The following is an 11663-nucleotide window of genomic DNA, read 5'->3' on the forward strand; positions in this document are numbered from 1 at the left end:
CTGCCGGGATCCAGGCCTTTCGTTGACTTCAGTTTGTCACCTGCACTGCGCCGGATTCGCCGAATAGGCGGCATGAGGCGGCACAAAATACCGAATCTGACGGTTTCGCGATATTCTCAGGCCAGCAGCGCCCGACGCACGTCCGGGTCCTCCAGCGTCTCGTCCAGCGTGATGCGGGTGCGCTCGACGATCGCGTCGATCTCAGTTTCGGTGCAGCAAAGCGGCGGAGCATAGCCAATTGCCCCATTGCCGAAGGCGCGGATGACGAGGCCGTTTTCCCATGCGCGATCGAAGATACGGCGGGCCGGTTCGGCGGATGCCGGCAACGGCGTTTTGTTCACCTTGTCGACCACCAGCTCGACGGCGGCGAGCATGCCGCGGCCCCGGACATCGCCGACGAGCGGATGATCCCTCAGCGACTCCAGGCCCTGCATCAGCCGCGCACCGGCCCTGACGCCGTTTTCGAGAAGGCCGTTTTCATAAAGCTTCAGGACTTCGAGTCCGACCGCGGCGCTGACCGGGTGGGCCGAATACGTATAGCCATGGCCGACGGCGGCAGCACCCGCGCCCTCGGCGATCGTTTGATAGACGTGATCGGCCATCAAGACGGCGCCCATGGGGACGTAGCCGGAGGTCAGGCCCTTGGCGGTCGTCATGAAATCGGGCACGACTTCATCCTCGGTGCATGCAAAAAGCGGGCCGGTGCGGCCAAAACCGGTGATCACTTCGTCCGCGACGAAAAGGATGTCGTGCGCGCGGCAGAATTCGCGCATGGCTTTCATCCAACCTTTCGGCGGCACCAGAACGCCGCCCGAGCCCTGGATCGGTTCGACGTAGAAAGCGGCGACACGTTCGGGCCCGATCGCCTCGACCTTGCTTTTCAGCGCCGCAAGCGAGGCTTCGATGATCGCCTGCGGATTGTCGCCCACCGGGTTGCGATAGGCATAGTGAGACGGAATCTTATGCTGCCAATCGAAGGGAACGCCGAAGCCGGCATGGAAGGCAGGTAGCGCCGTCAGGCCCGCGCCGACCGTCGAGGAACCGTGATAGCCTTGTTCAACCGAGATGAACTGATCGCGCTGAGGTTGCCCACGGGCATGCCAGTAGTAGCGGATGAAGCGGATCGTGCTGTCTATAGCATCGGAGCCGCCGAGCGTAAAATAGACGTGGTTGAGATCGCCCGGTGCGCGGTCGGCGAGTTCGCTGGCAAGTCGGATCGCGGGCTCGGAGCCGAGGCCGAAATAGGCCGTCGCATAGGGAAGCTCGCGCATCTGCCGGGCGGCCGCCTCGACGATGCTTTCGTGGCCGTAACCGGCATTGACGCACCAGAGGCCGGCGAAGCCGTCGATCAGCTGCTTGCCTGAGGCGTCGGTGACCGTCGCGCCCTTGGCCGAGGCCAGCACGCGCACGCCGAGCTTCTCATGGCCGCGATAGGAGGCGACCGGATGTATCAGGTGGGCGCGATCGAGTTCAATGAGGGAATTGCTATACATGGAGATCTCCGGATCAGCCGAGTGCCTGGCTGGCGAGGGCAAAGGTGGTGGCGGTCGGATCAGCGATGTCGTGGACCAACGGCTTTTTCATCGTGATTCCGCCGCCGACATGGGCGAGCCCATGGTCGGCGAGCCATGGGGAAAGCCCGGTCTCGGCGGTGGTGTCGACCCTGAGGAATCGCCCGGGCCGTCTGGCGATGAAATGTTCGATGAGTTTCCTGGCCTCGCCGACGTCGGCGGCCACCACCGGTCCGATCACTTCGCCGCGGCCGAAAGGACGCAGGCAAGCGAACCCGGATATGCGGCCGTCGCGGCGAATGACGGCGAATTCGCCGATCCCGGCGAGATAGGAGAGCAGCCCTTCGCGGTCGGCGCCGAAGGCAAGTCGGTCAAGCTCCGCGATGCCAGCGCGATCGGCATCGGTGGCGGCTTCCGTTTCCGCCGGCGCGGCAATTTCTCCCGCGAGGCCCTGGTGCTGCAGCACGGTTCCCGTCTCGTGGAAGCCAAGCTTCTGATAGAGCGGCAGACCTTCCGTCGTCGCCACCAGCCTCAACGGCCGGTCTCCCGCTGTCAGCAAAGCGGCGTCCATGAGTTTTCGGCCGAGACCCCTGCCACGCATCGTCTCGTCGACGATGACCATATTGATCGTCGCACAATCCCACTTGTACGGCGTGACGAGGACTGTGCCGACGACCCTGCCATCCTCGACCGCGACCATCCCGTCGCTCAAGGCGAGCGGCAGCTGCCAGTCTTCCGTCCGATGCGGCCAGCCCGCCTGTCTTGAGAGCGCGACGGCGGCTTCCAGATGATCCGGGCCGAACGGGACGATTTCGATCTGACTTGTTTGCATGGGGGCGTCCTTCATATCGTACCCGCCAGTCTGCCGGAGCACTGGCGGGCAGATCGTCTGAAGGCCATGGTTGAAGCAGTATCTTATGGCGCTGCTGTTATGGGCCGCCGCATCTTATGCTGGAGCCCACCGATATTCATCGAAACGAGGCCCTGTCAGCGCATCACCGCCAGCGCGGCCGTAAAGAAATCCTCACCTCCGAAGTTTCCGGATTTCAACGCCAGAAGCATATCGCCCTGGGCATTGCCGATGGTGCGCAGCACCGGCACACCGGGCGCAATCTCCGGGCCGATCAGAAATGCCGGAATGGCGAGCCTGTCGACTGCCGCGCCCGAGGTTTCGCCGCCGGCGATCACCAGGCGCCGCACGCCTCTTTCCACCAGTTCGGCGGCTATGATCGACGTTGCGGTCTCGATCGCGTGGCCGGAGGCCTCTCGTCCATAAAGCGATTGCAGCCGGGACACGGTTTCAGGCGCAGCGCTCGCGGCGATGATGACCGGGCCGGCGGAGATGCGGTCTCCGGCCCAGGAAATCGCCGCGGCGATTTCATCGGGATCGGCAAGCAGCCGCTCCGGGTCGAGCCGCAGGACGGGCATCGACCGTTCGGCGATGTCGAGTTGGTGTAGCGTCGCCTTGGAGCAACTGCCGGCAACGATCGCCGAAAGCCCGCCTACGGGGCGAATGGCGTCAGTCGTCGTCGCACCGCCGGAGGATATCCGACCGGAGCGGACGAGCGCGCGGGCAAGGCCGAGTCCGAGGCCGGACGCACCGGTGGACACCGGCGTTTCCAACGCGACCTCGCCGAGCGTTTCAAGGTCGCGTTCGAAAATTGCATCGGCAATAACTGCAGTGACGCCTGCCGTGCTGAGCGCGTCAAGTCTCGCCTTGACGGCGCCGGGTCCGGCCGTGATGGTGGTGAGATCGACCAATCCGACGGCATTGCTCGATTGGCGGGTGAGAACCCGCACGAGATTGGCGTCATGCATCGGATTGAGGGGGTGGTCCTTGAGCGGGCTTTCATTCAACGGCTGCCCGCCGACGAAGAGATGGCCAAGATAGACGGTGCGTCCCGTTTCCGGAAAGGCGGGCGTCACCAGCACGACACCGCCGCCCGCCGCCTCGATCAATGCGTCGGTGACCGGACCGATATTGCCGGCATCGGTGGAATCGAAGGTCGAGCAGATCTTGTAAAGCACATGGCCGGCGCCCCGCTGGCGCAGCCATCGCTCGGCGCTCGCCGCCGCCACCACGGCGTCCGAGGCCGGGACGGAGCGGATCTTCAGCGAAACGACCACGGCGTCGACATCCGGTAGTGCCAGCGACGGGTCGGGGATGCCGACGGTCTGCACCGTGCGCAGACCGTTCTTCGTCAGGGTGTTGGCGAGGTCGGAGGCACCCGTATAGTCGTCAGCGATTGATCCGAGCAAAATAGCCATCGTCTAGCTCCGCGCAAAAGGTTTGAACCAGCCAAGACCGTCCAGAGTGTGGCCGCGCGGGATGTATTCGCAGCCGACGAAACCGTCATAACCCAGGCGGTCGATTTCACCGAACAGATAGGGATAGTTCAACTCCTCCCCATCAGGCTCATTGCGTGACGGCACGCTGGCGATCTGGATATGGCCGGCGATCGGCAGCAGTCGTCGCAACGCCATAGTGACGTCGCCATGGATAATCTGCCGGTGATAGATGTCGAACTGCAGCTTCAGGTTCGGCAGGCCGCATTCGGCAATCAGCCGCTCGGCGACGGCGAAGTCGTTGAGGAAATATCCGGGCATGTTGCGCCCGTTGATCGGCTCGAGCAGCAGGTCGATGCCCTTTTCCGCAATCCGCCCGGCGGCGTAGGTGACGGAGCGCCGGTAACAGGAGGAGGCGTCTTCGTCATGAAGGTCGGCGATGCCTGCCATCAGGTGCAACCGTCTGACGCCCGTTGCCGCCGCATAGTCCAAGGCCCGCTCGACATCGGCCTTCAGCGCATCGAACCGCCCGGGAAGGGCAGCGATGCCGCGCTCGCCTGCTGCCCAGTCGCCCGGCGGCAGGTTGAACAAGGCCTGCTGCAGATTGTTGCGGGCAAGCCGTTCGGCGATTGCCTCGGGCGTGGCTTCGTAGGGAAAGAGGTATTCGACGGCCGCAAAGCCGGCCTCGGCTGCGGCGTCGAAGCGGTCGAGGAACGCCCATTCGTTGAACATCATCGTCAGGTTGGCGGCGAAAACCGGCATGTGTAGCGTTCCTTTTAAAGGCTATGCGGCTCTTTGGTGGAACCGGGCAATTCAGCGCCGGAAAGCTTGGCGTAGAGCCGCGCCAGCGAGGAATCGTCGTCACGGCCCATACCGGCTCCGGAGGCGGCCAGATACATCTGCAAGGCTGCTGCCGCGAGCGGCACCGGGTAACGCTCGGAGCGGGCCATGTCTTGGACGATACCGAGATCCTTGACGAAAATCTCGATGCTGCTGAGCGGAGTATAATCTCCGGCCAATACATGCGGCACACGGTTTTCGAACATCCACGAATTGCCGGCCGAAGCCGTGATCACCTCATAGACCTTGTCGAGGTCGAGGCACTGCTTGGCGGCAAAGGTTATCGCCTCGCAGGCGGCTGCGATGTGCACGCCGGCGAGAAGCTGGTTGATCATCTTGAAGGCAGCACCTTTTCCCGCCTCGTCGCCAAGCTCGTAGACCTTGGCGGCCATGGCGTCGAGACCCGGGCGCGCCGCGCCGAAGGCCTGTCTGGAGCCGGATGCCATGACCGTCAATTCGCCACGCGCCGCCTTGGCCGCGCCGCCTGAAATCGGCGCGTCGAGATAATGCAGGCCGAGAGCTTCCACCCGCTGTGCCAGATCGCGTGCGACGGCGGGATCCATGGTGGCCGACGAGACGAAGACGGCGCCGGGCTTCATCGCATGCGCAACGCCTTCAGGCCCGAACAATACGGCCTCGGTCTGCGCGCCGTTGACGACCACGGAGACGACAATGTCGGCGTCCTTTGCCGCAGCGGCAGGGGTCGCCGCGCCACGTCCGCCATCGGCGATGAAGCGGTCCACCGCCGCCGGCGTGATATCATTTCCAACGACATCGAAACCTGCGCGCTTCATCGACTGGGCCATTCCAAGCCCCATGGAACCAAGACCGATGACGGCTGCGACAACGGCCGAGCCCGAGTTTTCAGCAAGCGGTGGCATGAGGGAGTTCTCCAGTCTTGTGAGGAAAAGTCTGCGCCCCTCCGGGTGCCATCCCGGAGAGGCTGTTGTTCAGCGATTGACGCTTTTCGCCGGAACCGTCAACACCGCCAGCGAACCAATGACCAAGGCAGCCGCCAGCAGGTACATGCCGGCGCTGTTGGTGCCGGTGAAGTCTTTGAGATAGCCTACCAGAAACGGTCCGAGAAAGCCGGCGAGGTTACCGACCGAATTGATCCAGGCGATGCCGGCCGCAGCGCCCGTGCCGGCGAGAAAAGCCGTCGGAAGCGACCAGAACAGCGGCGCGCAACTGATGGCGCCGGCCGCGGCCAGCGAGAGGCAGACGATCGAGACCGTCGTGCTCGTCGCCATCGTCGCCGCGACGAAACCACCGGCGGCGATGAGGGCCGGGACGACGAGGTGCCAGCGGCGTTCGCGCAGCCTGTCGGCGGAACGTCCGAGCGCCAGCATCACGACGAATGTGCAGATATAGGGGATCGCGGAAATCAGGCCGATATTGAGGTTTCCGTTGACGCCTGAGGCCTTGACGATGGTCGGCATCCAGAAATTCAGTCCATATTGCCCGAGCACGAAGCAGAAATAGATCAGGCACATCAGCCAGACGCGGCGGTCGGTCAGCGTTGCGCCGATGCTGTGCGGGCTTGCTGTCTTGGCCCGGTTCTCCGCCTCGATATTGGCCGTCAGCACGCTTTTTTCCTCATCGTTCAGCCATTTCGCGCCCTGGATCGTATCATCAAGGTAGAAGAACGTCGCAACGCCGAAAAGAATAGCCGGAATGGCTTCGATCAGGAACATCCACTGCCAGCCGGAAAGTCCGTGCGTGCGGTGGAAACTGTCCATCAAGAGACCCGAAAGCGGATTGCCGAAAATGGCGGATATCGGGATCGCCGACATGAAGGTGGTGATGATCCTCGCGCGGCGATGGGCCGGATACCAGGCGGTCAGATAGAGAATGATGCCGGGAAAAAATCCGGCTTCGGCCACGCCCAGCAGGAAACGCAGCACATAGAAGACGGTTTCCGATGAGGTGAACATGAAGGCGGCGGAAATGATGCCCCAGGTGACCATGATGCGGGCGATCCACATCCGCGCGCCAACCTTGTTCATGATGATATTGCTCGGCACTTCAAACAGAAAATAACCGATGAAGAAAATGCCTGCGCCGATGCCATAGGCGGCTTCCGAAAGGCCGAGCTCGCTCGACATCTGCAGCTTGGCGAAACCGACATTGACGCGGTCGAGATAGGCGACCACGTAGCACAGCATCAAAAAGGGTACGATGCGCCAGAATACCTTGCCATAGGCGCGGTCTTCGAGCGTCTGGGCGGGATGTATGCCAACAACTGGCGCTTGCGTCTGCAGCGTCATGATTTTCTCCTCCGATTGTTGCCGCGGTCTCCTTGAGGCCCTCCCGCGACGCGCCAATCCGTTTTGGCAGCGCTGCCATTCTCATTAATCCATTTTGGCAGCGCTGCCAACAGCAAATTGGTAGCGCTGCCAAAAAAGCCTTGCTTCTTGGCGGTAGCGGTGAAAAATGGGGGGGCCGGACGGTGGTCATCGGGCGGGCAGGCCGGGCAACCGCCTCAACAGTCGGGTTCAAACGTAACGATGGAATTCAAACATCAACCGACGGTGACGCTTGCCGAGGTTGCGCAAGCGGCCGGTGTTGGCGAGAGCACGGTGTCGCGCGTGCTGCGCAACCACGGTTCGTTTTCCGGCAAGACGCGCGAGCGGGTAATGGCTGCCGTCGAACGGCTGGGCTATGTGCCGAACCGGATTGCGGGAACGCTAGCCTCCACCGGTTCGCGTCTTGTCGCCTTCGTCATTCCCTCTTTGTCCAACATCGTCTTTCCCGATGTGCTGCGCGGCGCCAGCGCCGTTCTGGAGGAAAACCGGTACCAGGCGGTCTTTTCCGTGACCGATTATGATCCGGGCAAGGAGGAAGCGCTCGCCGCCGCGATGCTCGCCTGGCGGCCGGCGGCGGTCATGCTGGCGGGATGCGAGCATACCGAGGGTACGGTGAAGATGCTGCGCGCCAGCGGGTGCCGGGTCGTCGAGCTGCTCGATCTCGACGGCGATGCTCTCGATATCGCGGTCGGCTTCTCGAACCGCGCGGCCGGGCGGGAGAGCGCTGCCTTCCTGCTCAAGCGGGGCTATCGCCGGATCGGCTATGTCGGTCACGACCTGAACCGCGATACCCGTGCCGGCAAGCGGTTTTCCAGCTTTTGCGAAACGCTCGATGCGCATGACACCCCGCTCGTCGCCCACGAAATTCTCGCCGGCGCCTCGTCCGTGGAAAACGGCAGATTGGGGCTGGAGCGGCTGCTTGCCCGGACGAGCGATCTCAATGCGGTTTATTTCTCCAACGACGATATGGCGCTGGGCGGCTATTTTCATTGTCTGGCCGAGGGAATCGCGATCCCCTCGAAGCTCGCCATTTTCGGCTATAACGGCCTCGATATCGGCCGGGCAACACCGCAGCCGTTGTCGACCATCCGAACGCCGCGAGTCGCGACCGGGGAGATCGCCGCGCAGCTGGTCGTCACTAATGCGCCGCCGCAGGCCGTCGATCTCGGCTTTGAACTGATCGAAGGGGAAACCGCCTAATATTGGAGGAACTGTCATGTCCGACGCGCGCCTGCGTGAGGAAATCTGCCGATACGGCCGCTCGCTGTTCGAGCGCGGGCTGACGCCCGGTTCGTCGGGCAACATATCGTTGCGGCTGGAGGATGGCGGTTGGCTGGTCACTCCGACCAACGCTTCGCTCGGCTTTCTCGACCCGGCACGGATCTCCAGGCTCGATGCCGAAGGCCGGCTCCTGTCCGGCGACAAGCCGACCAAGGAAATTCCGCTGCACACCGCCCTTTACGATACGCGCGGCAGCGCCCGCGCCATCGTCCATCTTCACTCCACCCACGCAGTGGCATTGACCATGCTGCCGGAGATCGATCCGCGCGCCGCCCTGCCGCCGATGACGCCATATTATCTGATGCGCGCCGGCGAAACCGCGCTGGTGCCCTATTATCGTCCCGGCGATCCGGCGGTGGCCGACGCCATCCGCGGGCTGGCGGGCAAGTATTCGTCGGTGCTTCTGGCCAATCACGGACCTGTTGTCGCCGGCGACAGCCTGGAGGCGGCGGTCTTTGCGACCGAGGAGTTGGAGGAAACGGCGAAGCTCTATCTACTGTTGCGCAACCTCAATCCCCGTTTCCTCAGCCCGGCGCAGGTGGCCGATCTCGTCGACACCTTCGGCCTCGACCTTCCGTCGCATCACGATCACGATCACGACGGCGATTGAAGGCGTCACTCCGCCGGCCGTTGACGGCGGGCAACCGCACAACCTTCTGCCAAACCCTGCTTTCGATACGATAGATTCTGCTTCCGATGGCGGCAATTCAGGCGAGCGACCGATGAAGTGGTGCCTATGATTGTGAAACGTCCCGGTTCCAATCGTTCAAGGATACGCAGATGACGACCTTCCGTCCGAAATACATCACCTTCGACTGCTACGGCACGCTGACCAACTTTCAGATGGCGGAGGCGGCGCGCGATCTCTACGGCGAAGAGCTCGACGAGCCACGCATGGCGGAGTTCATCAAGAATTTCGCCGCCTATCGGCTCGACGAGATCCTGGGCGACTGGAAACCCTATGCCGAGGTGGTGCACAATTCGCTCGAGCGGTCATGCAAGCGCAACGGCGTGACATTTCGCGATGAAGCCGCCCGGATGATCTATGAGCGGGTTCCGACCTGGGGGCCGCATTCGGATGTCCCGGCCGGTCTCGCCAAGGTCGCCAAGGAAATCCCTTTGGTCATCCTCTCCAACGCGATGAATTCGCAGATCATGTCGAACGTCGAAAAACTGGGCGCGCCCTTCCATGCGGTCTATACCGCCGAGCAGGCGCAGTCCTATAAGCCACGCTTCAAGGGCTTTGAATGTATGCTCGATATGCTGGGCTGCGGGCCGGAAGACGTGCTGCATTGCTCGTCCTCCTTCCGCTACGACTTGATGTCGGCCCACGATCTCGGCATCAAGAACAAGGTTTGGGTCAATCGCGGCCATGAGCCGGCCAACCCCTATTACGGCTATGTCGAAATTCCTGATATCTCGGGCCTGCCTGGCGTCGTCGGGCTCTGACGAGGACACGCGGATGCAGTTCGAATCCTACTGGCACGACACGGCCCAAGCCTTTGCCGGCGGCGCCCAAGGCTCCGTCGGAGGACATTACGACGTCGCCGTCATCGGCGCCGGCTTCACCGGGCTTGCCGCGGCGCGACAGCTTGCGAAAACGGGCGTCAAGGTCGTCGTGCTGGAGGCCGAACGGGTCGGCTGGGGAGCGTCAGGCCGCAATGGCGGCCACCTCAACAACGGGCTCGCCCACAGTTTCCTCTCCGCCAAATCAGCACTCGGCGTGGAGCGGGCCGTCGCCCTCTACAAGGCGTTTGACGATTCCATCGACACGATCGAGGCGATCATCGCCGAAGAGGGGATCGACTGCAATTTCCGCCGCGCCGGCAAGCTGAAGCTGGCCTCCAAGCCGCAGCATTTCGATGCCATTGCCCGCAATTTCGAGGCTGTTCACAAAGAGGTCGATCCGGACACCGCACTTCTGACCGCGAGTGATCTGAAAAGCGAGGTCGGCTCGCCTTTCCATGGCGCCATGCTCTCGAAGAAGAGTGCAATGATGCATATGGGCCGTTATGTCGCCGGGCTCGCCACAGCGGCCGCCCGTCATGGCGCCGTCATCTTTGAAAGCGCAGCGGTGACCGCCCACCGGCAGGGCAACGGCCGCCACAGCCTTACGACCGCACGCGGCACCGTTACCGCAGACCATGTGTTGGTCGCGACAGGCGCCTATACGCCGTCGCTCTTCAGCTATTTTCGTCGCCGGATCGTTTCCGTCGGCAGCTTCATCATCGCCACGCGCCCGCTGACCGACGCCGAAATCGCCGCTACGATGCCGGGCAACCGGACCTATGTCACATCGATGAACATCGGCAACTATTTCCGGCTGTCGCCGGACAAGCGGCTGATCTTCGGCGGCCGCGCACGCTTTTCCGCCACATCCAATCAGCGCTCCGACGCAAGGAGCGGCGACATTCTGCGCGCCAGCCTGGCTGAAATCTTCCCGCAGCTTGCCGGCGTCGAGATCGACTATTGCTGGGGCGGGCTCGTCGACATGACCAAGGACCGCTATCCGCGCGCCGGCTATGTCGACGGTGTCTGGTATGCCATGGGTTATTCCGGCCACGGCGCCCAGCTCTCCACCCATCTCGGCATGATCATGGCCGACGCCATCCTCGGCAAGGTCGACCGCAATCCGATCAAGGGGCTCGAATGGCCGGCCGTTCCCGGCCATTTCGGAAAGCCGTGGTTCCTGCCGCTCGTCGGGCTCTATTACAAGACCCTCGATCGCTTCCAGTAACGGCCCGGATCAGTCCGATTGCAGCCGAAGCCGCTCGATGGGGGCAGGATTGCGATGAGCACCTGCGCGGGGGCAACTATCTGGCCTCGCTGACTGGATAGATCCGGAGAATCCCAAGGCGATTATCAGTCGTGATCACTGCAATACCCGCTTCATATGCCGCGCGGACGATTGCCTCATGCAATTGCTCGGGTTCGCTCTCTCCGGTAAGGACCTCCAAACAGATTCTCACCGCTGTGAGGAATTCCTCACCATCGTCGGTGGGCCATTCCTTCAGCAACAGTTGGGCAGCCTCGTGAGCGGTACGGATCACCTTGCGATCTTTCCCTTCGGCAAAAACAAGAATTATCGTTGGGAACTTTCTCACCATATCGAATCTCATTGCCCCTGAACTCCGCGGGACGGCCAATGCCGAGTCATGGTTTGGACCGGGATTGGCCACACATGCTCGTCAACCATCTCCCGTGTCGTTTCGACAATCACGTCGCCTTTCCTCCGGTTGATGGGAAGCAAGATTGGCTTTCAGCTCACGGGCTGTCGCTTCAAGGAGTTGCTTGAATTCTTCGGAGGTCACGCCATCCGCTCGCATCACGATGGCGATCAGCGGATCACGAAGAGCTTCGGTTATCGTCAGCTCATCGTTCTTTCCGGCAGTTGCGCCAACGGAGCAACAATATTCCGAGGAAAATAGCGCGATCATGG

12 protein-coding genes are annotated in these 11663 nt (G+C 62.5%); 4 read left to right on the forward strand and 8 right to left on the reverse strand.

Annotated features, from left to right (window positions below):
* Positions 1-116: 116 nt before the first annotated feature.
* From RWJ89_RS01830 to RWJ89_RS01855, 6 genes are all read right to left on the reverse strand, one after another.
* Positions 117-1493, reverse strand: a complete 1377-nt coding sequence (locus RWJ89_RS01830; protein ID WP_131662653.1) for an aspartate aminotransferase family protein — start codon at positions 1491-1493, stop codon at positions 117-119.
* A 13-nt stretch (positions 1494-1506) separates the two neighbouring features.
* Positions 1507-2343 carry a GNAT family N-acetyltransferase gene (locus RWJ89_RS01835; RefSeq protein ID WP_316030472.1) on the reverse strand — a complete coding sequence of 279 codons (837 nt, stop codon included), beginning with the start codon at positions 2341-2343 and terminating at the stop codon, positions 1507-1509.
* Between the two features lie 155 nt (positions 2344-2498).
* Entirely contained in the window at positions 2499-3779 is a 1281-nt protein-coding gene (otnK, locus tag RWJ89_RS01840) for a 3-oxo-tetronate kinase (protein WP_316030473.1), read from the reverse strand.
* A gap of 3 nt (positions 3780-3782) precedes the next feature.
* Positions 3783-4559 carry a 2-oxo-tetronate isomerase gene (gene otnI / locus RWJ89_RS01845; protein WP_316030474.1) on the reverse strand — a complete coding sequence of 259 codons (777 nt, stop codon included), beginning with the start codon at positions 4557-4559 and terminating at the stop codon, positions 3783-3785.
* A 14-nt stretch (positions 4560-4573) separates the two neighbouring features.
* Positions 4574-5518: an L-threonate dehydrogenase gene (gene ltnD, locus RWJ89_RS01850; RefSeq protein ID WP_316030475.1), complete on the reverse strand. Its 945-nt coding sequence runs from the start codon at positions 5516-5518 to the stop codon at positions 4574-4576.
* Between the two features lie 69 nt (positions 5519-5587).
* Positions 5588-6904, reverse strand: a complete 1317-nt coding sequence (locus RWJ89_RS01855; protein WP_316030476.1) for an MFS transporter — start codon at positions 6902-6904, stop codon at positions 5588-5590.
* Positions 6905-7144: 240 nt separating this feature from the next.
* On the opposite strand from RWJ89_RS01855, the gene RWJ89_RS01860 reads away from it, so the two are divergent.
* From RWJ89_RS01860 to RWJ89_RS01875, 4 genes are all read left to right on the forward strand, one after another.
* Positions 7145-8143 carry a LacI family DNA-binding transcriptional regulator gene (locus RWJ89_RS01860; protein WP_316028253.1) on the forward strand — a complete coding sequence of 333 codons (999 nt, stop codon included), beginning with the start codon at positions 7145-7147 and terminating at the stop codon, positions 8141-8143.
* Positions 8144-8159: 16 nt separating this feature from the next.
* Positions 8160-8834, forward strand: a complete 675-nt coding sequence (otnC, locus tag RWJ89_RS01865) for a 3-oxo-tetronate 4-phosphate decarboxylase (protein WP_168281026.1) — start codon at positions 8160-8162, stop codon at positions 8832-8834.
* 170 nt (positions 8835-9004) lie between these two features.
* Positions 9005-9673 (forward strand): haloacid dehalogenase type II, encoded by a 669-nt coding sequence (locus RWJ89_RS01870; protein ID WP_316030477.1) that lies wholly within the window; start codon positions 9005-9007, stop codon positions 9671-9673.
* A gap of 13 nt (positions 9674-9686) precedes the next feature.
* On the forward strand, positions 9687-10961 hold the full coding sequence (locus tag RWJ89_RS01875; RefSeq protein ID WP_316030478.1) for an NAD(P)/FAD-dependent oxidoreductase: 1275 nt from the start codon (positions 9687-9689) through the stop codon (positions 10959-10961).
* A 76-nt stretch (positions 10962-11037) separates the two neighbouring features.
* On the opposite strand, the gene RWJ89_RS01880 is transcribed toward RWJ89_RS01875, so the two are convergent.
* Entirely contained in the window at positions 11038-11343 is a 306-nt protein-coding gene (locus tag RWJ89_RS01880; protein ID WP_064655387.1) for a DUF982 domain-containing protein, read from the reverse strand.
* 69 nt (positions 11344-11412) lie between these two features.
* Complete coding sequence (locus RWJ89_RS01885) at positions 11413-11661, reverse strand: hypothetical protein (protein ID WP_316030479.1); 249 nt, start codon at positions 11659-11661, stop codon at positions 11413-11415.
* Between the last annotated feature and the right edge of the window lie 2 nt (positions 11662-11663).

This window comes from Rhizobium sp. 10PS4 (genome assembly GCF_032464805.1).
GTDB classification, from domain to species: domain Bacteria; phylum Pseudomonadota; class Alphaproteobacteria; order Rhizobiales; family Rhizobiaceae; genus Rhizobium; species Rhizobium laguerreae.

Excerpts from the sequence above, each read along its gene's own strand:
- otnK (WP_316030473.1), bottom strand. The coding sequence starts at position 3,779 with ATGGCTATTTTGCTCGGATCAATCGCTGACGACTATACGGGTGCCTCC.
- RWJ89_RS01830 (WP_131662653.1), bottom strand. The coding sequence starts at position 1,493 with ATGTATAGCAATTCCCTCATTGAACTCGATCGCGCCCACCTGATACAT.
- RWJ89_RS01835 (WP_316030472.1), bottom strand. The coding sequence starts at position 2,343 with ATGCAAACAAGTCAGATCGAAATCGTCCCGTTCGGCCCGGATCATCTG.
- RWJ89_RS01870 (WP_316030477.1), top strand. The coding sequence starts at position 9,005 with ATGACGACCTTCCGTCCGAAATACATCACCTTCGACTGCTACGGCACG.
- ltnD (WP_316030475.1), bottom strand. The coding sequence starts at position 5,518 with ATGCCACCGCTTGCTGAAAACTCGGGCTCGGCCGTTGTCGCAGCCGTC.
- RWJ89_RS01885 (WP_316030479.1), bottom strand. The coding sequence starts at position 11,661 with ATGATCGCGCTATTTTCCTCGGAATATTGTTGCTCCGTTGGCGCAACT.
- otnC (WP_168281026.1), top strand. The coding sequence starts at position 8,160 with ATGTCCGACGCGCGCCTGCGTGAGGAAATCTGCCGATACGGCCGCTCG.
- RWJ89_RS01860 (WP_316028253.1), top strand. The coding sequence starts at position 7,145 with ATGGAATTCAAACATCAACCGACGGTGACGCTTGCCGAGGTTGCGCAA.
- RWJ89_RS01855 (WP_316030476.1), bottom strand. The coding sequence starts at position 6,904 with ATGACGCTGCAGACGCAAGCGCCAGTTGTTGGCATACATCCCGCCCAG.
- otnI (WP_316030474.1), bottom strand. The coding sequence starts at position 4,559 with ATGCCGGTTTTCGCCGCCAACCTGACGATGATGTTCAACGAATGGGCG.
- RWJ89_RS01880 (WP_064655387.1), bottom strand. The coding sequence starts at position 11,343 with ATGAGATTCGATATGGTGAGAAAGTTCCCAACGATAATTCTTGTTTTT.
- RWJ89_RS01875 (WP_316030478.1), top strand. The coding sequence starts at position 9,687 with ATGCAGTTCGAATCCTACTGGCACGACACGGCCCAAGCCTTTGCCGGC.